This is a genomic window from Bradyrhizobium pachyrhizi (assembly GCF_001189245.1).
Lineage (GTDB): Bacteria > Pseudomonadota > Alphaproteobacteria > Rhizobiales > Xanthobacteraceae > Bradyrhizobium > Bradyrhizobium pachyrhizi.
Map to the genome: position 1 here is coordinate 249043 of NZ_LFIQ01000124.1, position 23769 is coordinate 272811.

The 23769-nt window shown below is 57.9% G+C and carries 33 protein-coding genes; 14 read left to right on the top strand and 19 right to left on the bottom strand.

Going from position 1 to position 23769, the window contains the following annotated elements; all coding sequences use genetic code 11:
- Window position 1: 1 nt before the first annotated feature.
- Both AKL29_RS39635 and AKL29_RS43145 read right to left on the bottom strand, forming a co-directional pair.
- Window positions 2-631 (bottom strand): hypothetical protein, encoded by a 630-nt coding sequence (locus AKL29_RS39635; protein ID WP_050387920.1) that lies wholly within the window; start codon window positions 629-631, stop codon window positions 2-4.
- 14 nt (window positions 632-645) lie between these two features.
- The gene (locus tag AKL29_RS43145; RefSeq protein ID WP_160321828.1) at window positions 646-819 is read right to left on the bottom strand and encodes a hypothetical protein; all 174 of its coding nucleotides are present in this window, start codon (window positions 817-819) and stop codon (window positions 646-648) included.
- A 378-nt stretch (window positions 820-1197) separates the two neighbouring features.
- On the opposite strand from AKL29_RS43145, the gene AKL29_RS39640 reads away from it, so the two are divergent.
- Together AKL29_RS39640 and AKL29_RS39645 are read left to right on the top strand one after the other, a co-directional pair.
- Window positions 1198-1716 carry a DUF6932 family protein gene (locus AKL29_RS39640; RefSeq protein ID WP_050387921.1) on the top strand — a complete coding sequence of 173 codons (519 nt, stop codon included), beginning with the start codon at window positions 1198-1200 and terminating at the stop codon, window positions 1714-1716.
- Window positions 1717-1757: 41 nt separating this feature from the next.
- Window positions 1758-2711, top strand: coding sequence for a hypothetical protein (locus AKL29_RS39645; protein WP_152977961.1), 954 nt, complete (start codon window positions 1758-1760; stop codon window positions 2709-2711).
- A gap of 18 nt (window positions 2712-2729) precedes the next feature.
- Here the strand turns inward: AKL29_RS39645 and AKL29_RS39650 are convergent, their stop codons facing one another.
- Complete coding sequence (locus AKL29_RS39650) at window positions 2730-2966, bottom strand: hypothetical protein (protein ID WP_050387923.1); 237 nt, start codon at window positions 2964-2966, stop codon at window positions 2730-2732.
- Between the two features lie 168 nt (window positions 2967-3134).
- On the opposite strand from AKL29_RS39650, the gene AKL29_RS39655 reads away from it, so the two are divergent.
- A complete protein-coding gene (locus tag AKL29_RS39655; RefSeq protein WP_050387924.1) occupies window positions 3135-3320 on the top strand; it encodes a hypothetical protein in 186 nt (61 codons plus the stop codon).
- 120 nt (window positions 3321-3440) lie between these two features.
- Window positions 3441-3608 (top strand): hypothetical protein, encoded by a 168-nt coding sequence (locus AKL29_RS43150; RefSeq protein ID WP_160321829.1) that lies wholly within the window; start codon window positions 3441-3443, stop codon window positions 3606-3608.
- Between the two features lie 627 nt (window positions 3609-4235).
- On the opposite strand, the gene AKL29_RS42565 is transcribed toward AKL29_RS43150, so the two are convergent.
- The 3 genes from AKL29_RS42565 to AKL29_RS39665 all read right to left on the bottom strand — a co-directional run bounded on the left by AKL29_RS42565 (window position 4236) and on the right by AKL29_RS39665 (window position 5630).
- A complete protein-coding gene (locus AKL29_RS42565; protein WP_152977963.1) occupies window positions 4236-4502 on the bottom strand; it encodes a hypothetical protein in 267 nt (88 codons plus the stop codon).
- Window positions 4503-4593: 91 nt separating this feature from the next.
- A complete protein-coding gene (locus tag AKL29_RS42570; RefSeq protein WP_152977964.1) occupies window positions 4594-5127 on the bottom strand; it encodes a hypothetical protein in 534 nt (177 codons plus the stop codon).
- An 8-nt stretch (window positions 5128-5135) separates the two neighbouring features.
- Complete coding sequence (locus AKL29_RS39665; protein WP_152977965.1) at window positions 5136-5630, bottom strand: hypothetical protein; 495 nt, start codon at window positions 5628-5630, stop codon at window positions 5136-5138.
- Between AKL29_RS39665 and AKL29_RS42575 the strand changes: the two genes are divergently transcribed.
- The gene (locus tag AKL29_RS42575; protein WP_152977966.1) at window positions 5629-6147 is read left to right on the top strand and encodes a hypothetical protein; all 519 of its coding nucleotides are present in this window, start codon (window positions 5629-5631) and stop codon (window positions 6145-6147) included. The genes AKL29_RS39665 and AKL29_RS42575 overlap by 2 nt on opposite strands.
- Window positions 6148-6334: 187 nt before the next feature.
- Here AKL29_RS42575 and AKL29_RS39670 read toward each other — a convergent pair whose 3' ends face one another.
- Both AKL29_RS39670 and AKL29_RS39675 read right to left on the bottom strand, forming a co-directional pair.
- Window positions 6335-6751, bottom strand: a complete 417-nt coding sequence (locus AKL29_RS39670) for an SPRY domain-containing protein (protein WP_152977967.1) — start codon at window positions 6749-6751, stop codon at window positions 6335-6337.
- Window positions 6752-6949: 198 nt separating this feature from the next.
- Entirely contained in the window at window positions 6950-7201 is a 252-nt protein-coding gene (locus AKL29_RS39675) for a tyrosine-type recombinase/integrase (protein WP_160321830.1), read from the bottom strand.
- Window positions 7202-8649: 1448 nt separating this feature from the next.
- Between AKL29_RS39675 and AKL29_RS42580 the strand changes: the two genes are divergently transcribed.
- Window positions 8650-8832, top strand: a complete 183-nt coding sequence (locus AKL29_RS42580) for a hypothetical protein (RefSeq protein ID WP_152977968.1) — start codon at window positions 8650-8652, stop codon at window positions 8830-8832.
- Between the two features lie 59 nt (window positions 8833-8891).
- Here AKL29_RS42580 and AKL29_RS39685 read toward each other — a convergent pair whose 3' ends face one another.
- Both AKL29_RS39685 and AKL29_RS39690 read right to left on the bottom strand, forming a co-directional pair.
- On the bottom strand, window positions 8892-9326 hold the full coding sequence (locus AKL29_RS39685) for a hypothetical protein (protein WP_050387930.1): 435 nt from the start codon (window positions 9324-9326) through the stop codon (window positions 8892-8894).
- 17 nt (window positions 9327-9343) lie between these two features.
- Window positions 9344-9589: a hypothetical protein gene (locus AKL29_RS39690; protein ID WP_050387931.1), complete on the bottom strand. Its 246-nt coding sequence runs from the start codon at window positions 9587-9589 to the stop codon at window positions 9344-9346.
- A 644-nt stretch (window positions 9590-10233) separates the two neighbouring features.
- On the opposite strand from AKL29_RS39690, the gene AKL29_RS43155 reads away from it, so the two are divergent.
- From AKL29_RS43155 to AKL29_RS43825, 4 genes are all read left to right on the top strand, one after another.
- Window positions 10234-10440: a hypothetical protein gene (locus tag AKL29_RS43155; protein ID WP_028336521.1), complete on the top strand. Its 207-nt coding sequence runs from the start codon at window positions 10234-10236 to the stop codon at window positions 10438-10440.
- Entirely contained in the window at window positions 10437-10688 is a 252-nt protein-coding gene (locus AKL29_RS46850) for a sunset domain-containing protein (protein ID WP_143270979.1), read from the top strand. The genes AKL29_RS43155 and AKL29_RS46850 overlap by 4 nt, the downstream gene beginning before the upstream one ends.
- Window positions 10689-10855: 167 nt before the next feature.
- Window positions 10856-11170, top strand: a complete 315-nt coding sequence (locus AKL29_RS39705; RefSeq protein ID WP_193395282.1) for a hypothetical protein — start codon at window positions 10856-10858, stop codon at window positions 11168-11170.
- 633 nt (window positions 11171-11803) lie between these two features.
- A complete protein-coding gene (locus AKL29_RS43825) occupies window positions 11804-12493 on the top strand; it encodes a hypothetical protein (RefSeq protein ID WP_152977969.1) in 690 nt (229 codons plus the stop codon).
- A 384-nt stretch (window positions 12494-12877) separates the two neighbouring features.
- On the opposite strand, the gene AKL29_RS39715 is transcribed toward AKL29_RS43825, so the two are convergent.
- The 3 genes from AKL29_RS39715 to AKL29_RS39720 form a co-directional block, all read right to left on the bottom strand.
- Window positions 12878-13387, bottom strand: a complete 510-nt coding sequence (locus AKL29_RS39715; protein WP_050387934.1) for a hypothetical protein — start codon at window positions 13385-13387, stop codon at window positions 12878-12880.
- Complete coding sequence (locus AKL29_RS41480) at window positions 13384-13710, bottom strand: recombinase family protein (RefSeq protein WP_082190835.1); 327 nt, start codon at window positions 13708-13710, stop codon at window positions 13384-13386. The genes AKL29_RS39715 and AKL29_RS41480 overlap by 4 nt, the downstream gene beginning before the upstream one ends.
- Before the next feature lie 128 nt (window positions 13711-13838).
- On the bottom strand, window positions 13839-14096 hold the full coding sequence (locus tag AKL29_RS39720) for a hypothetical protein (RefSeq protein WP_050387935.1): 258 nt from the start codon (window positions 14094-14096) through the stop codon (window positions 13839-13841).
- Between the two features lie 143 nt (window positions 14097-14239).
- Between AKL29_RS39720 and AKL29_RS39725 the strand changes: the two genes are divergently transcribed.
- Entirely contained in the window at window positions 14240-14545 is a 306-nt protein-coding gene (locus tag AKL29_RS39725) for a hypothetical protein (RefSeq protein ID WP_152977971.1), read from the top strand.
- 79 nt (window positions 14546-14624) lie between these two features.
- Here AKL29_RS39725 and AKL29_RS39730 read toward each other — a convergent pair whose 3' ends face one another.
- Window positions 14625-15695: a cytochrome-c peroxidase gene (locus AKL29_RS39730; RefSeq protein ID WP_082190843.1), complete on the bottom strand. Its 1071-nt coding sequence runs from the start codon at window positions 15693-15695 to the stop codon at window positions 14625-14627.
- 690 nt (window positions 15696-16385) lie between these two features.
- The gene (locus AKL29_RS39735) at window positions 16386-16631 is read right to left on the bottom strand and encodes a hypothetical protein (RefSeq protein ID WP_028336511.1); all 246 of its coding nucleotides are present in this window, start codon (window positions 16629-16631) and stop codon (window positions 16386-16388) included.
- Between the two features lie 782 nt (window positions 16632-17413).
- On the opposite strand from AKL29_RS39735, the gene AKL29_RS39740 reads away from it, so the two are divergent.
- The 3 genes from AKL29_RS39740 (at window position 17414) to AKL29_RS39750 (ending at window position 20539) form a co-directional block, all read left to right on the top strand.
- A complete protein-coding gene (locus AKL29_RS39740; RefSeq protein ID WP_050387969.1) occupies window positions 17414-18043 on the top strand; it encodes an FMN-binding negative transcriptional regulator in 630 nt (209 codons plus the stop codon).
- 650 nt (window positions 18044-18693) lie between these two features.
- A complete protein-coding gene (locus tag AKL29_RS39745; RefSeq protein ID WP_050387937.1) occupies window positions 18694-19374 on the top strand; it encodes an HAD family hydrolase in 681 nt (226 codons plus the stop codon).
- A gap of 280 nt (window positions 19375-19654) precedes the next feature.
- A complete protein-coding gene (locus AKL29_RS39750; RefSeq protein ID WP_050387938.1) occupies window positions 19655-20539 on the top strand; it encodes a TauD/TfdA family dioxygenase in 885 nt (294 codons plus the stop codon).
- A 184-nt stretch (window positions 20540-20723) separates the two neighbouring features.
- Here the strand turns inward: AKL29_RS39750 and AKL29_RS39755 are convergent, their stop codons facing one another.
- The 4 genes from AKL29_RS39755 to trbF all read right to left on the bottom strand — a co-directional run.
- A complete protein-coding gene (locus AKL29_RS39755; RefSeq protein WP_050387970.1) occupies window positions 20724-20966 on the bottom strand; it encodes a DUF2274 domain-containing protein in 243 nt (80 codons plus the stop codon).
- A 4-nt stretch (window positions 20967-20970) separates the two neighbouring features.
- Window positions 20971-22182, bottom strand: coding sequence for a TraB/TrbI/VirB10 family type IV secretion system protein (locus tag AKL29_RS39760; RefSeq protein WP_050387939.1), 1212 nt, complete (start codon window positions 22180-22182; stop codon window positions 20971-20973).
- On the bottom strand, window positions 22179-23213 hold the full coding sequence (gene trbG, locus AKL29_RS39765) for a P-type conjugative transfer protein TrbG (protein ID WP_050387940.1): 1035 nt from the start codon (window positions 23211-23213) through the stop codon (window positions 22179-22181). Before trbG ends, AKL29_RS39760 begins: the two co-directional genes overlap by 4 nt.
- Window positions 23210-23769, bottom strand: a 560-nt coding sequence (trbF, locus tag AKL29_RS39770) for a conjugal transfer protein TrbF (RefSeq protein ID WP_082190836.1), incomplete at its 5' end; no start/stop codon positions are given. The genes trbF and trbG, both read right to left, overlap by 4 nt.

Genomic DNA, 23769 nt, shown 5'->3' on the forward strand with positions numbered 1-23769 from the left:
TCTACGCCGGGCCTTCGTATATCCGCGGGGGCTTCCGTGCACGCCATTCATCGAACGCCGCAACAATTTCTGCCCCGCGCTGGCGCAGCTCTTCCGAAGGTTCGATTTTCCATTGCACCAGCTCCAGCCGATCGTCCGTCTCTTTCTTCTCCGTCCTCCGTTCTGTGAGGTGCCGCCACTGAGTGATGTCGCATGGACGACACCAAAACTCGGCGTCCTCTTCAGCTTTCCTGCCAAGCGCAAAATCGCGAGGCCGAATTCTGAGCACCTCGGGCGGGCTGTCGCGCCGATCGCTCATCTCGTCGAGGACGAGGAGCAAATCCAGGTATCGCTGCTCAGCGACGATGTACTCGCCACCAAGCGCCAAGAGTTGAGCGTCATCCGCCTGTGGCGTGTCGGCCATTTGCGCTAACGATGCACTGGCCGGAGCAGCGGCGGCGACGGGAATAGAAGCGATTGAGCGCACGAAGAACCTCCTGCTGATTGCAGCCCCGCCGGACTGAATCTGCGACTCGCAGGAAGGTTCACCCTCGTTTTTGACTCCCTGTCCTGCGGTCGCGCAGCTATCGGGAATCAATTTGGGCGACGACAATTGTTCAGCGCCCGTGGCGCTGTGACGATAAGCCTTCATGATCGCGCGCTCCGTTAAACCGTCTCGAGGATGCGCTCAGCTGCGCCACCGTCGAGGGTGCGTGGACGGTCGGTCTCGACCAGCTCGCCGTTCAGGCCGTCGTTCTCAGCCGCAGCGAACGCGGCGCGCAGGAAGGGGTCGCGGAAGAGCTGGGAAAGCGGTTTTGTGTTAGAATGATTGGTAGCCATGGCGAAGAAGATCCTTTCTCGCTTGGTTAGAGCCGGGAGCGAGGTTGCCGCCTTGCCCCGGCTTGATTTCGTGATATCATAGACTCATGAGCAAAGCAAGTCGTGAAATCACGAAATCACCAAAGAGGCGGGCCGAGGCCACTGGCGAGCCGGTTTTGGTCCGCCTTCAGCCAGAAATGGCTAAAAAGATTGATGATTTTCGCCGCCAGCAGGAGGACCTTCCAGGACGGCCTGAAGCCATTCGCCGATTAGTAGAGCTGGGCCTTAAGACGAAGAGATAAGTCTCAGCCTGAAGTAGCGTTTCCCTCCCGACCTTCCACACGCCTCAAGGTTGCGCTACCCTTTGAGGGTTGAGTCATATTGTGTCGGGGGGATATTTTGACTGCCAAGTTCAATTCGCACGGTTATTTGGACGCTGGGATTCATCATCTGACAAAGAGTGATATTGAGGCCCTTTTCGTTACGAGTTTTCCTCACTCTTCCACGAGGGCGACGATCCTTGCCGGATATAAGAAGTACAGCGAGGAAATCGTCAGCATAGTCGGTAGTTGCGCTCAGTTGATCGACGGAAGTTTCACTACAAGCAAGAACGATCCCGGAGACGTAGATCTGGTTATGCTTGTGGATGCCACGGTCGTAGACGCGTTGCCGCCCGCTAAGAAGGCTGAACTAAGAGCTTTGGTCTCTGGCCCTGTCACAAAAGCAGCTTATATGTGTGATGCATACTTTTGTCCGGTCTACCCTGCAGGCCATCCGATGAGCGACCATGCGCGGCAGCAGCGCAAGTACTGGCTGGGAGAGTTTGGATTCGACAGGAACGACGTCCCTAAGGGCATTGTGCATGTCGCGCTGTCCGCCCCAGCCCCAATGGCTGCACCGGCGGTACCTACGCCATGAACCTATGGGAAGGCATAGAGCCCAATGAGGCGGAGTCGCGCATGCGAGGTCTCTCGCGCCGCCTGTCTGAGCTTGATGAAGCACTAAAGTCTGCACAGCATATTCGCGCGATGCATCCAGATAGTTTCTCGGCAGAGCTAAGTCTGTCGAGCCTTTCGCATTTGCAACAACGATTGGAGCAAGAGCGACTTGAACTCGTCAAGTACAGAACGCGCGAACGATTGACGATATCGCTCTCCGGCCATTCGTATGCTGATCACTCGGCCGGCGTTGGCGAGCTGGGCGTTTTTCTGATTCGACTCCAGAAGCTCTACTCGAGCATTGCCCAAGCGATAACGACGGGCCCAAGTCGTAGAGGACCTCTGTCTCACGACATCATAAATTCTACGGCGATGAGATTTGCGGATGTTTTTGCATCGTCGTTTGGCATGGAAATATTCATCCGTCCCAGGTTCGACGTCTTTGGTGAGAGCATCGCTGCAAGCACGCTTCAGACGCTCTTCGCCCTTCTGCGCGCGACGAACCAAGAAGGCGAAATTTCGCGTCTGTCCGGAGAACTTGGACAACGCGCGGTTGGTCATTTGCGGCATGTACTTGATGACCTATCGCGGTCGCACGCCGGATTTTCGCTGGAGTGGACCGATATGGCAGGGAGCAAGTTCAGCTGGTCCGCTGACAACGAGACTATCCCTGCCCTTCAAAGGAACGTTGCAAGGTATCGGACGAAAAGAAGCATCGAGATTTCGATACCCGCCGTGTTGCTAGGTGCCAGTCTACTTCGTGACAGGTTCGAGCTGATGGATGCTCAGCGCGACATCATCGAAGGCAAGCTTGCGCGCGATGTCAAATTCAAGCTCAGAGAGTATTTTGGGCGACAATGTACTGCCACACTCGAAAAAGTAGAGATCGATGAGACGGTGACGGGAGAAACGCGCACATTTTTCACTCTGGTCGGGATTGAGCCGCTAGCGCCTCCGTCACCCCCCTCTACGTGATTCGCGAAAAACTGCACGTTAACCAGTTCCCATCCTTGGCGGCACGTCCACCGATCGAATGTTTGAGCCGCGCTGGCCACAGACTGTGCACCTGAACTTCGGCTCGATGTCGGACAGACGCATCTCGTCCGGCCATCTCGCCGCGTCCATCGTGACGTTGTGGGAGCATCGATAGTCCTTGCAGAAAACAATGATGCGCGTCGCGCCAGTTTCGCGCATGTCGTCGAACGTGATCTTGGTCGGATAGTCTTGCATGAGCGCGATTACAGCGCTCCCTAGGGCAGCCCGCAATCCACGAGGGCTAGCACTTCGCTGCTGTTCCGACGCAATACGTCGGTCAAGCTGACGCTTCCTGCCCCCGCCAATAGGATCGAAAGTTAGCGACATTCATTGTCTTGTAGAGCCTGAACAGGAGGTTCAGCAATGGTCAACGGTCCAGAGCAGAGGAGCAGCGAAGCTGACGATTTGGCAAGCAAGCTCGCAGAATGCGCGAGAGAGGCACGCCATCAAGCTGCGCTTTTACCGGAAGGTCCGATTCGCGACGCACTACTTGAAAAAGCTAAGCAGTACGAAGCACAGATTCCCGACGACACAACGTACAAGGCGTAAATTTCCTGCAGGTCGCGAGGCAATACCGCCATTGGTCTAATCGGATTCGCCAAACCGGTCCGGAATACCTATTTATCGGAAATGCCAATCACTCGAAGGCCGCTGGAAATCCCGCCGGAGGTGGCCCGACAGTTCGCGGCCAATATGCGAGCATTCCACGCCGAGTACGACGCGCTCAAGCGCGACGGCATCGCGGCAAATACACGGCATATCCTGCTGCAGCACATGCCAAAAGGCACCAAGCTGCGGCTTGCCGATGTCCTCGAATTGTTCGAGCTGATGCGATGAGTGAGCCAGCGTGCATCCTTTGCGACGATACCGGCTGGGTCTGCGAAAACCACCAAGATCAGCCCTGGACCGGCAACCACGCCTGCAGATGCGGCGGCGCTGGCGCCCCCTGTCCAAAGTGCAACAGGCCGAAACCGGATGCTGTTCCGCGGCTGCCACGCGGGTTTCGAAACATGTTTAGCAAGCGCGACGACCGGGGATAATGAAGCCGCCGCCCGGCTCTCTTAGGGTGATGCCGCTGCCTTTTCACATCGCCCCGCCGCCGCGGGAGGAATTTCCGGCGCACCTAATGACAGTTTGATCAGGACTTGTGGAATCAGGTCATGACTTTCACAAGCCGCCGATCAGATTTGAGCTTGTGTGAAGCGCGCCTAAGAGCAAGCGCAGAATACAGCAGACGCGCCCGGCGCTTGGCAGACTGCGACCCCCTTCGATGGCGGCGTTGGCCTTCGGGAGGTAAACCTCGTTGCCCCCGCCGAAAGTATCCCACTGAACCGTTGTGAACAGCCTTGCCTGCGCTTCCTGATTGCGGGAAAATCGGGCCTGTTTCTGGGGCGTCAAGTTTATGGGTAAAATTGGTTTCGCGGTCAGCTGCAGCCTGGCGGCAATGTCATTCCTTCAGTCCGCTCAATCGGCCGAAATCAAGAGCGGCGTCGGCAAGTCCGGCCAGGCGGCTATCTGGATCACTGGCGAACTGGTGCCCGGCGATTCGGACAAGTTTTCATCGGCCGTGAAGCAGGCCAATGACGCCGGGAAGTATGTCGCGAACGTTCGGCTCGATTCTCCCGGCGGCAACTTGCTCGAGGGCGCGAAAATCGCGGACTCGATCAGGTTCGGCAAAATGGCAACAAATGTTGGAAGGACTGCCGTCTGCGCATCGGCCTGCTTCCTCATGTTTGCTGCCGGGTCCGCTAAAAACGTGAGCTATGGCGCGCGGATCGGCGTCCATGGTGCGTCGAACGAAAATGGTGAGGAGACCGCCGCGTCAGGCGCGATAGTAGAGCCCACACGCTACTTTCAGCATCCATTGCTCAATAGCCGTGCCGCTGACGAGATCTATAAGAGGACGTCGAGAAGCACGACCCTCGTTAGCCTCGATCTGCGCCAAAATTGAAAAGAACCGACCGGCTTCCTGATCAAGAGGGGCAAGCGCATTGTTATGCCGCTCGCACAGGATGTTGGCGCGCAGCTTTGTAATTGGAAGGTCCTGGGTTGCTTCTGGAGCCTGCCATGGCAGTCCCGACATGCGGAGAGTGCCGCCACCCATGCCCGAGAGTTTACTGATCTGCTCGAGGATATTGGCGGAGAAATAGTGTTCGCCGCTAATTTTCCTCGAGCAGTCGTTTGTCCCACGAAGATAGCAACCGGGGTGGGCATAACCGGTAGTGGGAGCGGACGGTAAAATCGACGGGATGCGCTTCCTGAATTCCCCGTCTGCTTTGTCGTAGCAACACGAGACCGAAACCGAGCGGCTGCCGCACGGGCAGAGCATCGTCGGGCGTATGTTGATGGTGGCCACGGACCCTTTTACTCGTCAGCCACCTGGCTCCAGTCGCCGCGTGCATCTTTCATGTCGCGGTGCTTTTTGCTGGTGTCCCAGTCGAGGCATAGACGAATGTCGCCCGAACTGTTGAAGGCGCAAAACTCTCTGCGGATGATCTTGTCGTTGATATCTTTGGTGACTTTGATCATCGCATCAGTGCCGTCCATCTTGAACAAGACGGCGTTGATGCAGACCTTCAGCTCGGGCTGACAGCCTCTCATGCTATTTGTCCGGCCGCCATTTTGCCGCGCGGACATCTCGATGGCCTGATTCACGAGGGTTTCCCACGTGAGCGGCGCATCGTTCTTCGAGTTTGGCAATAAATTCGTCGGATCGCCCGGCCGCGTTTGTTGAGGCGTCTGCCGCGCAACCTGGCCCGGCTCCAGAGGCAACGGCGCGCCCGTTGCGAATGTCTGGCTGGGCTTCCCCATCATCGTCGTGCCCATCGACTGCAGATCTTGCGGGCTCAGCCAGACCATGTCACTCGGCGCGGTTACGACCATCCTCCCGATGATTGCAGGCGGCACTCCGAGCTCCTTCGCCATCTTTGCCATGGAAACGGTCGCCTCGGTCGCGGCAAAGAATGGAATCAGACTCCGCGATTCACACTCGATCGACATAGCAAAAGCCGAGAAAGCCCTTTTTCAAAACATCTGGGATGACCGAGCTGGCTTGTACTTCGTTTGGCCCCAGGGGTCAGTGGTCAAGGCCGGCATCGAAAATAGCTTCTTCGCCCCGCTGAGTGATGATCACAAGCTCGGCGGTGCACGGGTCAGCCTGTTAGGTTTCGAACTTGATATCGTGTTTGACACCGCAGGCGCAGAGCCGGCCCCTTGGACAGGCCTCATACATCGTCCTGGCGAACTGATGTTCTCGAGCGATAAGCGAACGCACCATTTGCTCATGAGTTGGCCACCCGGTTTTCCAGGTCCAACGATAAATTTCGACACGAGGCCGCCGTCGAATCTAGGCGGACCATCCGGCCGTAAAGCCTGACGGAACCGCGTAGACGAACGCGGAGGCGCCGAAGTTGGCAGTAAAATTGTCGCCCGCTACCGGACTGCCGTAGGGGACTGAACGCAACCATCGGCGACATTGGAAGCTGCGTTTGCGTTCGGCCGCCCGTGTTCGTGGCAGGATTGTACGTCGCGTTACCATCCCACGAGCCGTTGTTGATGGCCTGTCACTTCGCGTTGTCGGCATCAAGAGCGTTCCTGATCACCGTCCCGGGCGCGTTGGCTGCTCCCAGGACGCCGGACGGGCTGCCGTTATTGGGGATGCGGCCGTCGCTAAGCCATATACCGGTGCCATCGTTTCCGTTGATCGCCGCGAAATATCCCGCGGTCGCGGACGCAATGCCGATGAAGTCGGTGTTGCCATGCGACGCGCCGACCGTGACCTCCCAATAGTACTTCCCGGAGCTCTTGTAGGCGGTCGATTGAGCGCCGCCGGTGCTCGTGTTGGTCCGCGTTGCCGTCAGGTTGCCGTTGGAGAGCGTCGTGTTGGATAGCGACGCCGGGTCAAACGTGGTGAATGAGCCGCCACCACCCACCGAAGGCATAGGGGCGGGCCTGGCGATGATCTGTGGACTAAACAGCATCTTTGAATCCCCGAGTGGTGGCCATTCAGCGAAGATACTTAGCGGGCAACTCGACAGTGACGCCAACCTTTGTCCCCGGCGTCCGCGGGGCGGTCTGCCGTGCGATGCCGGCCTTCACGGCACTTTCGGTAGCGGCGGCGAGGGCTTCTCCGGCGGCCCGCTGGTCCACTCCTGGCGGCAGTGCTTTAGGAACAGTCGTCATCTACTCTTATCCTTTCGGTGATTAAAGCCGAGCTCGGCCAGATAGGTCGCTGCGGCCTTTCGGAGACCATGTGACGTGCACCGCTCCGGCAATCCTGCCTCGTGACAGGTATCGCGGAAGTAGTTCCCGAACCCGGCAGCGGTAAACGGCTTGTCCTGGGCTGTGACCAGGAAGGTCAGATGGTCACTCGCCGGCATTGCGTCGATCGCCGCCTGAAGGCGTGGCACGACTTCGACATTGAACGGCACCCCCAGTCTTCTTGCGGCCCATAGCCATCATCCCGCCGCGGATATGCAGCCGCCCCATCCGGACCACGTCACAGCGTGGCTGGCCGGTCTGCAGGAGCAGCTCATAGGCCAGCCGGGCCCTGGTGCCGACGGCACGACACTTCTCGAACTGCTCGCACTCGGCCGTCTTCCATGGATGGTGACCGCCGGTCCTCAGGGAAGGCTCTTCGTACCGGTTCACGTACTCAGAACCGGCAACAGCCGATCACATCCCATCTAAGGTATTGAAATGACAATCTTTAGTTTTCGCCCCGTCGAGCAGCTCACCAGTCAGCCCACAAATGAGAACCACTCCAGCGCGAGCGGCGCGCCGAGGTCACGCCGCCCCGGGTTGCCCCAGGAGAAAAGAAGTCCGTCTGTCAAACCAATGGCTTAGAGCCTTATTCTGGGCAAACTTCGGCGGAAGTCTATGGTTCGCTGGGTTGGTCGAGGATCAATCAGGTGTGGATTAGGGTCGTAGCCGTCGGAGTAATTGGCCTGGTAGGAATGGGCGCTGTTGCAGCCTTGGGGAGAAATCCCGCGCCAGCACATCCAATTGCCTACCCGGTGGCGGAGACCTCGAGTAAGAGCGACCGTCTACCGCTGAAGCCCGCACCCGCGACAGATGTGGCTGCCGTCGAGAACGAAGTCGCGCCAGCAAACGAGGTTGCTGCGGTCACAACGGGTGCTTCAGCTTCGGCAACGATCGCTGCCCCAGCAGCACCCCCAATAGCTGTCGCGCCCCGTCCGACCGATCGATTGAAGGCGCCGGCCAAGATCATTTCTCGACATTGGCATGATCCTGCGGACACCAAGTACAAATCAAAGCCGAATCCGAGTAGCGGAAGCAGTTCGCCAGTTACCCGCCCCGAAGCGGAGAAACAGCTTGGCGAAGTTAAGAACTGCAGCCAGAGCGGGCTGGACACTTTCCTGCGGTCGGTCAATCTGAAGCCGCGCTGCGCTTCCTAGAGAGTCATGAAGAACGGCCTCCCCGCGGGGGCTCACCGGCGGCTTTTCCTGGGACTTGCGGCAGATCAATAGGAGCTTTTGCACAAGTTGTAAGTTGACGCGCAGCACCGGGGCAGGTCCGAGACCGAGGTCGAGCCATGAGTGCTGTCCCTCTGGACGTTGAAAGAAAATGCGAACAGCGGTGGGCAGCCAGGCGTAAGCAGCCGGTTCTAGCGGGAGCACCTGAAAGGCATTGGTCCGAAAGCCCGATTGAACCGCCCGCTGGGCATACAAAGGCTGAGCAAGAAGCTGCTGATTTAACCCTTCAGCCCACGAAGCAGCGATTATCGGGGCCAGCTGAAATCCCACCGCCGCGACAAAACATTTCGAGCCCGGCGGCGTGACCCCAGCCGGATTCTGATTAATGGAACAGCAACGTCGCTTGCATAAGATGTAGTCCACTCGCTGCAGGACGCTCGAAAATGACCGAGTACGTCATCAGGGAAGTTGGCCTTCGCCAGTGGCTCGTGTTTGCCGATCGGCGAAGCATCGCTTTTTGCGCCGACGAAGATGAGGCGGTGAAAGCCATGATCGAACATAGCGCACGCCGCCGTCGACCACCTGAAACAATGGAAACTGCGCCAAGGGAAAACCCGCCGGTGTGAACCGGCGGGCTGCATATGACAGGTGGCTCAATTGTGGTTGCAGGCGACGGTGTTCGTCGTCACGCCGCCGCTAGGTTGGCTGCCGCAACGGCCATCGCTTGTCGCAGTTGATAATGCCAGCCGTCCGGTCCGATGGTGTTAGTGACCGGCCATTCGTCGCCTGCGTCTTCCACCTCGTTCGCGTACTGGAGATCGGCAGCGATGCCGGCGATAGTCGTGGGTATCGTTGACGCCAGCTCCCACGCAGCATCCATCGCGGTGTAACAACAAGCCTCGTTATGGTCTCGGGCGGCGTAGTAGGCGTCTGTGCCGCGCTCCGCCCAATCGTATGGTTCGATGGAAGCCAAGTGGTCCGCCGAGGCCTGACGATGTTTGGCGATGGCGGCGAATGCTGGATCAACGGAAGCCTCGGCGACTCCGGCTGATCCACTGAGCGTTGAGCCGGCAGCACCCGCAATCATCTGCAGGCCGACCCCTCGGGTTATCTGGTTCATACCATGCTCCGGTGTTATCAATCCTGCGACCCGATCTGCTCGAGTAGGCCGTCCAGATCCGCGATGCCGGTCTCGAACCCCTCCTCAAGGTCGCGGGCATCACCGGCCGCCCAATGGGTCTGGCTGGCCCATAGGAGGCTGCCGAGGCTCGGCTCGGAGTCCGCTTGGTCCTGCTCGGCGTCGACCTCAAATGTCTCTTCGCCGAGACGCTGGCGGGAGGCGTACCGCTGGTCCAGCATGCGGTCGAAGGTGCCGAGGTCCATTTCCCGGTCGTCACCACAGCCGCCCGCGCCGCGGCGTGGCGTTCGTCTTACGCCAACATCACGATATGTGAGGGACAGGCTTTCTCAAAATGGCAGGGCTGCCTCAGCGCAGGTGCCATCTCACCGGGGTTTTGCGGGCCGCAAGTTCCTTGCAACCATCTCTGTTCAGGATCATTGTTCCAACATCACCGGCCAAGGGTTGCCTGTAGGCGTCGGTGGCTGAGAGACCGATCGCGCTCCCGCCTGCATACCAGGGAGGGGAGCGCATGACCGAGCTCCGACTTTCCAAGCGAATTGATCCTCTCGATAAGAGCGTCTGCGCGGAAGCTGAGCGGCTGCGAAAAGAGGCGCGCGGCACCCCGCCAGGAGTCGAGCGCGACCGGCTTATTCGGCGGGCGCGGCAGGCTGAAGTAGCCTGCCGGATGACGCGATGGCTGGCTTCACAGGAGTTACAGCCACCAGCCTGAGAACGTGACGTTCGTGAGAATGCTGCAGGGCTCGCAAAGACCTGTTCGCGCGATAACGAAACGGCCCCAGCACTTCTGGGGGCCGTGGAGGCCAGTGCCGGGGCCGCTGCCGCGCAGCCCTACCCTGTGTCGCCAGGCCGATTCGCGAAACCGGCATCTGATACCTACCTTCCGGGCATGCCAATCACCCGGAAGCCGCTCGAGATCCCGCCGGCGGTGGCCCGGCAGTTCGCTGCGGACATGCGGGCATATCACGCCGAGCAGGATGACATCCGCCGCGACCGGATCGCAGTCGGCACCAGGCACATGCTACTAGAGTACACGCCGGCCGGCACGAAGCCGCGGCTGAGCGAGGTGAACGAATTATTCGAGATAATGAGATGAATCGAGGGCTCGCAATATTCGCTGCGGTGCTGGGATTGTCGTTTCTCGTCTTCGTCGCACTCGATTATGCGCCAGCGCTTCTCGGCTGCCCCATCAAGGGAAATCTAAGCGCAGCCGGCGAGCGGATATATCACCTTCCGGGGCAGATGTACTATTCGCAGACACGGATCAATTGGTTTCGCGGTGAGCGCTGGTTTTGCTCGGAAGCAAGCGCGCTTGCAGCCGGATGGCGCAAGGCGCGGATCTAGCCGACACCCAACCCCGCTTGAGCAAGCGTCCACCACGCCTCTGTTGTGCTCATCGGCACGACAGTATTCTTACGGGACCGCCTCTGGCAGACAACTTGCGATGCGTGCGTGAATAGTTCGGCCACCAGCTATTCGGTGTGCCGAACTCGAACATTCGGAGCACGCAAATGAATATGCATCCTCGTTTTGAGACAGCCCGCGAAAGCACGGTACGAGAATTGACGATCAGCAAGATACTGGCTGATCTTGTCCGCACCCTCCAACTGATCGAAGCTGAGATCGCGGCCGAAGAAGAACGCGCGAGGATTTTCGACCGATCCAACGTGAGGTATGCGATTTTGGCAAAGTCGCTGAACGATCGGCGCGACAATCTCAGGGTGACCATTGCCGCACTTGAACAGCGTCTCACCGAGAGAGACTCAGCATCACACAGCGTCGACGAAACTCAGCGCCACATCGTAGGCGTGTTCAGGGCGTTGTAACCCGCTGCCTTCAAGTCATCTATTGAGAGTCGACCGTTTGCCGCGGCTTCGAGGATCTTGGAAGCAACGTGCGTCCTAGCGCCGGTTTCAAAGACGGAAATATTCTCGCAAACTTCCTCTAGCACCGCTCTTAGCAGCGTGGTCGTTTCGGCATCGAACATGCGTTTCCCTCCAATTGGAGATTGATGCTGAACTCCGCGCGAGCGGAGTATGTTCGCTCGCGCGGCGATCGCCACGCATTCCAGTCTGGGCCATGAAATCCCAGCTCCGGGAGCTTGGCACTTGTCCGCCAAGGTTTTGTGACACGCGCGTTCATCATTGCGCTCCCAAGGCCGCTTCAACGCCCTTGAAAAAACTACGCCGTCGGGCTCGAAATATCGCGTCCCGGCGGCGCCTGTCACTGAGCCCCTTAAATCCCCCAGCGAAAACACGATCTAGCAGCCATTCACCCGCGCATTTGTGAACCAGATCACAATCGCCCCCCGTAAGAACCCGGCCCTTCACACTGGCCAAGAGGTCAAGAAGATATGGGGGTAGGTGTCAGCTAGCTTTTAGCCACGAGCGCTTGGGTACATGCGAAGAACCGATTCAGCACTGTGTTTGATGATCGGAGCCGTTATATGGCTTCTTCCAATGCTGCAGTCTGCGAAATCCGCTGAGAATGAAGCCAACAATACGCTGCGTACGACACATTCGACCTACACAATTTCAGAAACACCCGAACATGAATACACACAGTGCCTGCTCCGCAACGGCGAGCGCGTCTTCTGTTCGACTGCAGGGGGTGTTCTCTATTTCGGCGAGCCGGTCAAAACTAGAAGCTACATTCTCTTGCCAATTTCCGATTCCTGCGGCGGTAACGGTTGCCCTTCGCGGGACGTTCGACTCGTTGTCGAACGGGGTTCAAAAATAACGGTCAAAAATGTTGTAGAAGATTGTTATTGGTGTGAGCTAACGGTCCTCCATATAAACGCTCGAACCGACACGGCGACCTTCAAGATCGGCAATAAGCAGGGTTATCGGCTAGCTGGGAGTTTTCGAAGAGGCACTCTGTCAGTTCATCGCTCGAAGATCACCTCGAAAATCGACGCCAGAACATGTAGCGATTTGCATGAGACGATAAAAGCATGCGCGTCTAGTGAAACACGACCTTGCTTCAATCCATACAACTCGTCCGCCAGCGGCAACCGCATGATGCTTTCTATTGAAAATGACCATCCCAGTTTTTCGAGAAGCGCTTTCAACGAAACGTGCGACAACATTTGCGGTAGCGGAAAGGAAATTACGTACCGGCAATTTTCAAGCAAGTTCTGCCGTGGGTGAAGGCGCGCGCCGCCACGGGGGGAGCGAACAGCCCCTAGCACTTCTGGGGGCCATGGCCAGTGTTGGAGCCGCTGCCGCGCAACCGCTCCTGCCCCGCCAGTTCCATTCGCGGTGCCGGCCCGCTCAAGCGTGATGAGAATCGAGGCCCATACTCGGTACCCGCTCGCACATGCAGAAGGGCACGAAGCGGCTTGCCAATGTACTCAGGCGGTTCAGGGCTTAACCAATGACGATCCCGTAAAATTCCGGCTTGTTCTCCACCGTTGGTTGCGGAAGGATGCCGTTTGAGACCGGGGAGACCCTGACGCATGGCTTTGATTACATGCGAGGATTGTGGAAAATCCATTAGCGATCGGGCGCCAAGCTTGCTGTCAGCCACACCCGTCAAAGCGAGCGCTGCCCCTCGATGATGGCCGCGCGGACCTGCGGATCGAGGTTCTCTGCCCTGGTGATCTTGTCGCGTTCGACCTGCGGCAAACCGCGCAGCCATGTCCGGATCTCCATCTTCGCGATGCCCCCTGCCGCGTCGGCTGGATCGGCCTTCGGAAGTTGTAGACGAGCGCGCATGCGGTCGAGCTCCTGCTTGGCTCTCGAGATCGCGCAGCGCCCCTGATGAAATACGGGCACGGCCTGGTGCAGGATGTGATCGCGGTACTGATCCTGTCGGCCCTGATCGGTGTATCGAGTATCCGCATGAAGCTGTTTGCCGATGTTCTCGGCGAGATCGACAGACGACAAGGCGTCCAGGTAGCCCTTTTCCAAGCGCTCGATGGTGGAGTCTGGCTTTGATGTCAGCGTCCACATCCGGATTGTCTGGTTGGCTCTACCAGGAACGTCTGCCCGCAGCATCTTGCGGCGACTTTTGACGCCGAACTGCTCGCCAATCGAACTCATCTGTTCAGATGCGCAAGCTCTGGCGGCGAGAGGCTAGGATTGGATTTCCCCGAACCTTTTGGCAGGACACCAGCGTCACTCGCAGCAACAAGCAACGCGCTTAAGCCTGTTCTATTCTCGATTTTGAGACCGCTTTCCCCTTCGTCACGATAGGTGCGAACGATCCTGAGTCTGTGGAGTTCGGCATAGGCGGCGATTGCCACCGCCTGATTTTCAATTGAGTATTGCTGGTAATCGGTGGACATGCGGACGTACTGTGCCGCGCGATAAATCTTCTGCGACTCGGGTACCCGATCCCTGTGTACAACGAGAGACCTCGCCATGGTGCGGCCCTCCGCGCGCGGCGGTAATCCTGACTACAGCCCGACGCAAGCGATAAAGCTCGACAGCGCCGCCACTGGGTTACAGTCATCATAGGGACGGTCAGGTGCGCTGTCGTATCGACAGCGTGTCACCGCGCGCCCTGCGCAGCAGCCGGCTCATCCTCAGCCATAGCCTCGTTCAATGCAGCCACTGCTGCGCGAACCTCCTTGCCGGCCATCCTCGGCGCATATTGGCCGCCGAATCCCAGATACTCGCCGATCTCGCCAATCCTACCGGGATCGCCAGCATTTGTGCCGATAAAATAAAGGTTTGTTGCAGTTTCGGCTTCGTTCCATTGCCCGTCTCCGTGTTGCAAGCCGTCGTCAACCGATATCAGTAAAATCAACGAATTGCCGACGTCTACGGATCACTCCTTGAGCGCGACACGACAGTTCGATTTTCATTCAGGGTGCTGGATGCAAAACGCCGCACAGCGACAGAATCACTTCTGGGAGCGGGTGCCAGTACTATGTCGCGGGCAGGCACGCCGTGACCGCTGGCCTCAACCCGATCTGCGGCAACCTTCTTCATCACGCAATCGAATGCATGTTGAAGGGCGCGATGGTGAAGACGAGGACCCTTCAGGAATTGAAAAAGCTCGGCCAGGGCTTGCCGCAGCTCTGGCAGACCTTCAAGTCCGATGTTGGCGATCCTGACCTCTCCAAATTTAATGTAGCCGTCGTCGCGCCCGATAACTACGAGGATCTCCGATATCCCGACGATGCACTGAAGAACGGCATGGAGTCGGTGGTCATAGACGCGTGGACAACGACAATTAAGATTGGGCACGCTTAGCGACGCGCACATCCTGAATGTCATTGAACCATGGACGCACGGCATCCGCGGACGCACGGCATCCGCCTTATCGGTGGTTCTATTTGTCTAGAGAGGGCCTTGGCGTTGTATCACTACGCGTGGGCAGTCTCGGATATTCGATCTTGGGCAGCTGCCCAGTTAGCGAATTTAGAAACGCGACAATGTCGTTTTCCTCTTTATCGCTGAGCTTCGCGCCGAGCTGGGTCTCACTCATCACGCCAACCGCTTGCTTAAGGCTCCAGGCTTGGCCCGAGTGGAAGTACGGGGCCCGCAACGCGACGTTGCGCAACGGCGCGGCGCGGAAAACGTACTCATCGCTGGCTACCTTGGTAACCGCAAAACGGCCCTTGTCGGCGGATGGAAGCAGCGTTCCGTCGGGCCTTTCAACCACGCCGAACGGGAAGTAATCCTGTCCACCGACGTTGATTCCATTGTGGCAAGACGAGCATCCTTTTTCCATGAATAGCTTTAGTCCCGCCTTCTGCTGATCATCGAGAGCATGCTCATCGCCCTTGAGGTACTGATCAAACGGGGCAGCAGGTGTAATCAGAGTCGCTTCGAAAGCCTCGATCGCCTTGGCGGAATTGTCAAAGGTGACGGGCCTCGCCTCGTTCGGGAACGCTTTCTGGAACATGACGACATAGTCGGTCATCGAATTCAACGTATTGAGTACCCTGTCCGGCGTGGCATTCATTTCGACACTCGCCTGGATGGGGCCGGTAGCTTGCGCCTTGAGATCTGCCGCGCGCCCATCCCAGAACTGCGCCACATTGAATACTGCGTTATAGACGGTAGGTGCCCGACGTGGACCCCGCTGCCAGCCATGCCCCACCGACGTTGGACCGGCATCTACGCCGCCCGCGCCAAGGTTATGGCACGTATTGCAACTAATGATTCCGCTCGCCGATAGCCTCGGATCGAAGAACAGTGTCTTGCCAAGTTCGACCTTTTCGTGGGTGACTGTGTTGTCCTTTATCGCAGGAACGACCGAAGGAATCGGTTTGAATGCCTCCTTGGCAGCGCTCATCAAATCGTCAGTTGCGCCAGCTGCCGAGGAGACCAGCACCCCAACGCTCAGAACGCACAGCTTGTAGACGAGGGAAAGCTCTCGTATCGTTGACTTCTTCATTGCTTGCATCACCAATTTCATAGATGCCGGAAACGGCCGAAAAGCTGCACGCGGGCCCCTCCAGGAAAGGCACAGCTCCACCGGAAGCAAACGTCGACGGCAGCTCTCGAAGCCGCCGGCCACCTCGCGTGCCACCGACGAACAATAAAGAGGCGGTCAACTACAGCGGTTACGATCCAGGATCGCCGAACACGCAGCCTCATTCGCCCACCCCAGCACTTTCTGCCGGTGCAAAGACGTCTGCGTGAGATCTGGGTCGTCGAAGCTGTTGATATTTTCAAAGCAATCCATCCGATTCTCCTCCCCCAGGTCTGGGCAAATCAAGCCGGACCTGTCAGTCTAGCTAGAGACCTTCCCATGCTGTGATCCTTAGCTGTCGACAAGCTGACGAGCCCCGGAACAATTCACAATGTAGGTCTTGCAACTTTCGTGTAACGCCGTTCGGGTTTTTCAAGCGGGTCGACGGCAAAATTACGCGGCAACTGAGCGAGCGCAACGCCGCCATTAAGAAGCTCAATCTCATGATTGTCCCTCAAGGCACCGGCCTTGAAGGCGAATAGCTGAGCGGCGGCTGTCGCGGTGTTCGCGCAATCGGATGGCGGTAGCTTGATAGCTGAGCAGCAGCGAATGTTGAGGAACGTCGCATTGAGCCGGCGACGTCCGGCTAGTAGGTAAGCGGACTTCGCTCTCCTAGGTGGGCGTGCGCCGTTCGCGCTCAGCCCTATTTGCAGCCCTGAGCCGCTCTCCAATGTGCTCAGAGATATCGCTCATCTCAGCCCGCAACTCGGCTTCTGAAATATCCTGCTCTTTGGCAGCCTCGACAAGGCGCTCAGTGAGTTCCGCAACATCCTGCGACGCGCCGGGAGTCCGATACTGCTCGACGGCGTGAACGCTATTCTCGATCCAGAAGTCGATAAATTCCCGGGCTTTGCTCACTGTATTCCCTTTAACCAAACTAGTGGCCCAGCGTTAACGCCAGTAACGGAACGGAGCAAGGCCGTCTTAGCGGCGTCGGCATATACCAAGGTTTGACGGAGGCGAGAGTTAGGAAGTGACAATCGAACGGCGGATGGCCGATGATTGAACGCGATCAGAAACAAAGGAATTGCCGCAATTGCGACAGCCAAAAGCCAAACAGAACGATTCCTGCGCTGAAAATAAACTCGCTCATGGCAACCCTTCGCCTCGGACACACTCTGCCCTAAAAAACCAGACTAGTTATGCGTCGCGCATAATCCATCGGCCATAACAGGTTGTCCTTCCGCACTCCACCTCGATTAAATCAAACAGATCGGAATCTGCGACATTCATAAAATTTCGACCCGCCGCAAGTGCCACGAGAGATATCGAGGTGGCTTGAGGGAGTTATCGGCGCAGCCAGCGGAAAGTTGTCAGCACCGCTGTCCGCTCTGCTCTCGGTAAGCCGGCCGTTGGGAGGTTCCAGGTTGAACGTGGCACGCACCAATCGGTAAGCAGCCGCCCCAGACTTTCAGAGCAGTGAATGAAAGCGAACGCCCCATGGAACCGGACTGGCGCGTCATAATTGCCTCCCTCGGTTACATCACGGCTCCAGGAACACGTCAGCGGGCGATCATGAGGCGGCCAAGCAAAGGCGGCCGGATCCAACGGCGAACCTCCAAAGGGGTGACTGAAACTGGCATTTTTCTAGCATGTTGGTCTGGGTTCATCTCGACGACATCCCAACCGGGAGCCCCTTCGTGTACACACCGTCCCCCTTTCGAGATGACGACCTCGAGAACATGCGAGCGACAATCCGCTGCGCTCGATTGGCCAACCTGATCATGGCCACGTCTGGCGGACCCCTTGCGACGCCACTTCCGCTCTTGCTCGATGAGAGCGAAGGCGAGCACGGCACGCTGTACGGGCACCTTGCGAAGCGCAATCCGCAATGGCGCATCGCCACGATCGGAGATGCGATGGCGATCTTTACTGGCCCGGAAGCTTACGTGACGCCATCCTGGTATCCCAGTAAACGACAAGCTGAGCATGTGGTGCCGACATGGAATTACATCGCGGTCCATGCCCATGGGCCGATTGAGTTCTTCGACGATCCCGATCGCCTGCTTGAGATCGTGACGCGCCTGACGAATATCCATGAAACGTCACGTGCGACGCCTTGGGCCGTCAGCGATGCTCCCGTGGATTTCATTGCCACCCAGTTGCGTGAAATCGTCGGCGTGCGCATCCCGATCAACAGGGTCGAAAGCAAGCGCAAGATGAGCCAAAATCGCCCCATGCCTGACCGCATTGGTGTCGCCACCGGCCTAGCCGCGAGCAAGCTGGCACGAGACCAAGAAGTTGCACCTCTTATCCTGGTTCAGGACTGAGACGATCATATGCATGACCGTTGTCAAGAGCGGCGGTCGACACGCAGCTCTCACGGGATCCAGCAGCAATAGTTTAGCCGCTACGCCGCTCAAGGTATTTTTGTCTCGTGGCATCAATGGTTGCTCGCGCCAGATTGGAAGAGTGAATGTTGAGCATTGGCTGCAGTCTTCTCAATGGGAAGCTGTTCAGCTCCCGAGCTTCGACTAGCAACTCAGGGTATCGAGAAGCCCATTCGCCTCACCAGAATTGCGACCGATACTCACGAATGAGTCAGTCGGCTCGGACTTATCGCACCTGGTAGACTCTTGTCCGCATTCTGACAGAGGCACAATCTCATGTCAGGTCCAGTACAGCGCGCATAGCACGCGTTCAGACCTTCCAAAGCCCGTTCGGCCTTGATCGTCGGCTGGCATGACTATTGCTTCAATTAAATCGATCCAGAAATAGGGCCACAAAAGCAGCAATGCTCATGCTCTGCGCCCCCATCTCGCCTCAGAATAACGGTCCGCCCGCTCAGCTCACTAGCGCGCGTTGTTCCGCTGACCACTCTGTCCGACCATACCCACCAGGATCGCACCGAACACGTAGACCAGAAAACAGCCAGTCTCGAACACGTTAATATCGCACGATTACTTGTCTAGGTTCACGCATGAAATCCGCCGTTGTATTCGACTGGAATGGCACGCTGCTCGATGATGCCAATGCCGTTCTGCAAACCATTAATGCTATTTTGAGCCGCTTCGGTCGATCAGCCGTCGATATGCACAGACTTCGAGAGGAGTTCGAACTCCCTCTTTCGGTTCTTTTCCGCAACCTAGACATGTCGGAAGATGAAATCGAAGTCGTGCATAGTAACGACAGCGCCATTTTTCACGACGCCTACGAATTCTTGGCGCGCAACGCTGCCTTACGTAAGGGGGCACGAAACGTCTTGCTCGCCCTTGATCAGAGATCCGTTCAAACCGTCATTGTCAGCAATCACATTGTTGAACCGATTCGCACACAAGTGCGAAGACTCGGAATCAAGACTCACGTCACGGATATTTTGGCATTTGAGAGCCGCGCAACCCAGTTTAGGAGCATGAGCAAGCAAGAACGGCTGCGTTTGTATATGCAGGCCAACGATCTATCCCCAGAAAGAACCGTCATCGTGGGCGACATGCCAGTTGAGACGGAGATCGCCCGCAATCTCGGTCTTATCAACGTGTCAATCACGGGGGGATTTGTTTCCGAATCGCGCCTATGCGCCGCGGGGCCTGACTACATGATTCACGACCATCATGAATTATTACCGGTTTTGCGGAAGCATTGCATTGTTCGGAGCAGTTAAGCGACCACAAGAACATAACTGAAGATCCGCGGCTGGCCCGCTGCTGCTATCCGCTTCGTCTTCGCGATCCGGTGATATTCGAGGTCGGAGATCGAGTTCTTTCACTCGGTCGAACCGACGGCTCAGTCCGATAAGTCGCGTCAATATCGCGATCCGCTTAGTGCGATCTGGCTACACGTTCGGTCTTTCGCCTGGCATGATGCTTGCTGCAGATCATTCGCGAACCGAGAGGCGAGGAAGAACTGCAAGGCCTTGGAAAGTCAACAGGAGCACAACGGCTTTGATCGATGACGTCATTCCGGGCACCGATGTTGTGAAACGTGCGGCGCGCATCGGTGCCGAAGTCAACAATATCAAGCTATCGGGCGATCTACCGGACCACACGATCGCTGCGATAAACAGCTTGTTGCTCGAGCACAAGGTGATCTTCTTTCGCAATCAAGGACATCTCAACGACGCCGAGCAGGAGAGTTTTGCCGCTCGTCTCGGAAAGCTAGTGCCGCATCCGATGCTCGGTGCTACCAAGGGGACGACGTCGCTCCTTGAACTGGACTCCACTCGCGGCGGCGGTCGCGCCGATGTTTGGCATGCGGATGGAACCTTCGCCGAAGCCTATCCCAAGGTTTTAGTCTTGCGAGCCGTTGTAATGCCAACGTTCGGAGGCGATACCGTTTGGTCGAACACAGCAGCCGCTTATCTTGATCTGCCGCCGCCGCTACAACGCCTTGCCGAGGAGCTATGGGCCGTTCACAGCAACGTTTTCGATTACGCTGGGATCGCGCGCGTCCGTGACATCGACAAGAAACACTTTGACGATGTGTTCACCAGTAGGATTTTTGAGACTGAGCATCCCGTGGTGCGCGTCCACCCCGAGACAGACGAGCGGACCCTAGTGCTCGGCGCCTTGGTGAAGCACTTTGTTGGGGTGCCCAAATATGACGGACAAAAGCTGTTCGAGCTGTTCCAGTCTCATATTACCGCGCCCGAAAACACTGTGCGGTGGAACTGGTTAGAGGGCGATATCGCGATATGGGATAATCGCGCAACACAGCATTACGCCGTCAACGATTACGGGGACCAGCATCGCGTGGTACGTCGGGCCACGATCGATGGTGACGTGCCCGTCAGCGTGGATGGCAGGAGAAGTGTGACGCGCCTGAAGTGACCGAATAGGTGTCCGCCACGACAAGCGCTCTCGCATCCGAAAATGGACAAAGCCTGGCTACCGGAGTTGTTTAGGGCGGACGTGGGAACGCTAAACGATATCTCAACTGTCAGGACAAACTCAGCAGCCTAAGTTGACATCGCAGTTATTTAGCGTCCCGCGAAGCTTCGATAAGCATTGACCATCACTTCCCTTCGCCGGCGGCCGGTACGTGCCCCTCACGTTTCAGTTTAGAAAACCCTCGATCCGTGGCCATAAAGCGCGCCAACATGGGGGCGATGAGCTTAGTCGGTTCAACCACTTGACCACCTTCACGCGTAAGGGCTTCTGCATATGCAATGAGATCACGATGCACGGCCGCCGGCAGCTCCGTACTCACTTTGACCGGCTTGTCGTCTTGAAGCTCTCCTATCTTGAGCTTTGGCATGTTCTCACCTTTCATACGGCGCAAGTATGAGGTCACGATTGACCAGAACACGAACCGGAAAGCCAGGTCGCACGGTCAGGGTAGGCTGGATGCCGAGACTGCGGCGAACGACCTGCTGTCCGGTTTGATTCAGTGAGTCGGAGGCGCCGTGACGCAACGCTTGGATAATCGCGCTGTCGTTGCTGTTTGTGTCGGATCCCGCGCCTACTTCCGTCGCAACAGCTAGAAGCGTCGATAGTGCCGCAGCCTTGAATAGTTCTGCCCAGTGATTGTCGACTTGGTCTTCCAGACCCGCATAGCCAGCCTTATCAGCGCCAGGCTGCCGCTCAAGAACGATAGAACGCCCATTCGGCATGATCAGCCGCGTCCAGACCAGCAGGACGCGCGACTGGCCGAATGAGACCTGATTATCGTACATACCGATGAGACGCGCTCCCTGGGGCACAAGCAGAAAGCGGCCTGTCGGCGTGTCAAAGATATTCTCGGTTACCTGCGCTGTGACCTGGCCTGGAAGGTCTGATCGAATCCCGGTGATTAGGGCTCCCGGAATGACCGTCCCAGCCTGCACGATGTATGGTGAAGCCGGGCGGCTGATGCGGTCCGGGCTGACCGTGCGACGGTCCACAGACGCGTTCGCGAAGGCAAGCTTCCGGTCCTGACCGTTCTGCGCCAATCCGTCGTCGCCAGAGCTCGTCGCGCTCGGAGACGCGATGCGGTCGGTTCCAGCGGCCACAGCGGCGGGCGCGCGCATTTCGCCGCCATTGTTCGCAGCGAACAAGCGACTGATGCGGGCTGCTTCGGTCTCTTGGTCTCGGCGCTGCTGTTCGGGATCAGAGCCGATGGTTGGCGACTGCCCCTGAGCAGCAAGGATCGGCCGCCCCAGGTCTCCTGGGAGCGGCGGACCGAGCTGCGGAACCGCTCGGCGTGGAGTGTCAGAGTAGTCCTTCGGCAGTGCCGTGATCCTGTCGGCCACATTATGATGGTCTGTGCTGTAAAGCTCCTCGGCCGCCTGGTTTAGGGGGCGGTTACTCTGCAGCGACCACAACACAGTTCCGCCAATGACGAGCATGACAACCGCGCTCCCTCCGGCCAGGACCTTCCGTGACAACCGTGTCACGCGCGGATGCTCCGCTCTCAAGCGGAAACTTCCGGATTGCCCGTCTCGTGCCTGCTGCGGAGCCGCCTGATCGCGATCGTTTCCGACCTCGGTATTCATGACGACGGCCTCCCATCTTTCCTGACAATCCTGACTTTCTGCTGGTGCTCACCGCCGAGCCGCAATTCGGCAGCCGCAAACAGCCGATCGACGATCAGGACGTTGCCGTAGGCACGGTAATTGGCGAGTTCGGTCTTGCCGTCTGAACCGATGATAAAGAGTGGTGGCATCTCGCCTTGCACGATGCCTTGGGGGAATTCGACATAGACCTTACGGCCGTCGTCATAGACAGCCAGCGGCCGCCAAGGCGGGCTGTCGCCTTCAATTGCGTAGCGGGAGATGCGTTGCGCCGGCTCCGGAAGCAAGGGTCTCAGAGCGACTGCACGCGATCGTTCGCGCATTGTTTCCGGATAGTACCAGGCAACCGATGGCATGTATGGCCGCTCGCGTGAGCGGAGCTCGATCAGGTAGGTGCGCCGGTCAGTATTGACCACCAGATTGGTCTCGATCGATGCGCGGGTCGGCTTGACCAGGACATGGACCCTTCGCGTATCGCCGCTTCCACTCTCGGTATCGCCCACGACCCAGCGCACGGTATCTCCGGCGGCGATCGGTCCAGATCCCGTCAACTGCTCTCCCTCCTCAAGCGCGATATCCGTAATCTGCCCCGGTGCGGCGTAAATCTGATAAAGCGCCCCGGGACTGTAGGCGTAGATTTGCGCAGCGTTGAAATACCCCCGCTTGCGCGGTTCGACCCGGGCTGCGCTGTTTGCCGTCTCAATCCGGCTCATGGGTTCAGGCTCTTCCTTCCCGGCCGCCTTGCCGCCGAGAGCCGGCTTCCAGAGGGGCGGAACGTGTAGCGGTTGCGACTTGTCGTCCAGAGGCGCTGGCGACGCTGGCATCGAAGGAACTTCCGCATCATAGCTGATCTGTGGCGGTATGTAGGTCGCGCACCCACCAAGCGCTGACGAACAAAGCAGAAGAGCGGGTAGAAATGCTCTCTTCGCGGTCACCAACTCGGGCCAAGCCGAATTGAGCTTGCTTTGCTGGAGAGAACGTTTCGAATGAACGTCAGACGGCGTCTTGGTCACTGACTCAACTCCTTTGACCAGTTGATGGCGCGGACGTAGACGCCAAGGGGATTCTTGCGCAGGCGTTCGGCATCGCGGGGTGTCTCGATCACGATCGAGAGAATTGCAGTCCAGCGCTCGGTCGAGCTCAACGAGCCGTTGTCGTAGACGCGCTGGGTCCAAGCGACCCGAAAGCTTTCCAACGACGCGCGAATGACGCTCGAGACGTCCACGGAAATTTGGGCCTTGCCCAGCTTGGCAAAGGGGTCATTGTTGCGCGCATAGTCGTTGAGCGCAGCGGCACCACGATCGGTCGTAAAATCATAGGCCCGGAGCCAATTTTGGCGCAGAACGATGCCGTCGGCCGGTAGGCCTCTGACATCCTCTATGAAGCGCGCCAGATGGTAGGCGATCTGCGCATCAGTGGGTTGATAATCGATGTTGGCCGGCGCCACCCTTTGGGCCTGGCCGAGATGGTCCACTTCGACCACCCACGGCGTGATCGAGCCTTGGCTCGATCGCCAAACGAGGCTACCCGCGAGACCGGCTGATAACATCAAGCAGCCGAACGCCATCA

Bases quoted from the DNA above. Each gene is read 5' to 3' on its own strand.
- AKL29_RS43155 (WP_028336521.1), top strand. From the start codon at position 10,234: ATGCCAATCACCCGGAAGCCGCTCGAGATCCCGCCGGCGGTGGCCCGG.
- AKL29_RS39635 (WP_050387920.1), bottom strand. From the start codon at position 631: ATGAAGGCTTATCGTCACAGCGCCACGGGCGCTGAACAATTGTCGTCG.
- AKL29_RS41480 (WP_082190835.1), bottom strand. From the start codon at position 13,710: ATGGCGAGGTCTCTCGTTGTACACAGGGATCGGGTACCCGAGTCGCAG.
- AKL29_RS39670 (WP_152977967.1), bottom strand. From the start codon at position 6,751: ATGCTGTTTAGTCCACAGATCATCGCCAGGCCCGCCCCTATGCCTTCG.
- AKL29_RS43825 (WP_152977969.1), top strand. From the start codon at position 11,804: ATGCTGCAGTCTGCGAAATCCGCTGAGAATGAAGCCAACAATACGCTG.
- AKL29_RS39665 (WP_152977965.1), bottom strand. From the start codon at position 5,630: ATGGTCTGGCTGAGCCCGCAAGATCTGCAGTCGATGGGCACGACGATG.
- AKL29_RS39650 (WP_050387923.1), bottom strand. From the start codon at position 2,966: ATGCAAGACTATCCGACCAAGATCACGTTCGACGACATGCGCGAAACT.
- AKL29_RS39645 (WP_152977961.1), top strand. From the start codon at position 1,758: ATGCGAGGTCTCTCGCGCCGCCTGTCTGAGCTTGATGAAGCACTAAAG.
- AKL29_RS39730 (WP_082190843.1), bottom strand. From the start codon at position 15,695: ATGAAGAAGTCAACGATACGAGAGCTTTCCCTCGTCTACAAGCTGTGC.
- AKL29_RS39755 (WP_050387970.1), bottom strand. From the start codon at position 20,966: ATGCCAAAGCTCAAGATAGGAGAGCTTCAAGACGACAAGCCGGTCAAA.
- AKL29_RS39715 (WP_050387934.1), bottom strand. From the start codon at position 13,387: ATGAGTTCGATTGGCGAGCAGTTCGGCGTCAAAAGTCGCCGCAAGATG.
- AKL29_RS43145 (WP_160321828.1), bottom strand. From the start codon at position 819: ATGGCTACCAATCATTCTAACACAAAACCGCTTTCCCAGCTCTTCCGC.
- AKL29_RS39655 (WP_050387924.1), top strand. From the start codon at position 3,135: ATGGTCAACGGTCCAGAGCAGAGGAGCAGCGAAGCTGACGATTTGGCA.
- AKL29_RS46850 (WP_143270979.1), top strand. From the start codon at position 10,437: ATGAATCGAGGGCTCGCAATATTCGCTGCGGTGCTGGGATTGTCGTTT.
- AKL29_RS39690 (WP_050387931.1), bottom strand. From the start codon at position 9,589: ATGGACCTCGGCACCTTCGACCGCATGCTGGACCAGCGGTACGCCTCC.
- AKL29_RS39760 (WP_050387939.1), bottom strand. From the start codon at position 22,182: ATGAATACCGAGGTCGGAAACGATCGCGATCAGGCGGCTCCGCAGCAG.
- AKL29_RS42565 (WP_152977963.1), bottom strand. From the start codon at position 4,502: ATGAGGAAGCAGGCCGATGCGCAGACGGCAGTCCTTCCAACATTTGTT.
- AKL29_RS39745 (WP_050387937.1), top strand. From the start codon at position 18,694: ATGAAATCCGCCGTTGTATTCGACTGGAATGGCACGCTGCTCGATGAT.
- AKL29_RS42575 (WP_152977966.1), top strand. From the start codon at position 5,629: ATGTCACTCGGCGCGGTTACGACCATCCTCCCGATGATTGCAGGCGGC.
- AKL29_RS39685 (WP_050387930.1), bottom strand. From the start codon at position 9,326: ATGAACCAGATAACCCGAGGGGTCGGCCTGCAGATGATTGCGGGTGCT.
- AKL29_RS42580 (WP_152977968.1), top strand. From the start codon at position 8,650: ATGACCGAGTACGTCATCAGGGAAGTTGGCCTTCGCCAGTGGCTCGTG.
- AKL29_RS39705 (WP_193395282.1), top strand. From the start codon at position 10,856: ATGAATATGCATCCTCGTTTTGAGACAGCCCGCGAAAGCACGGTACGA.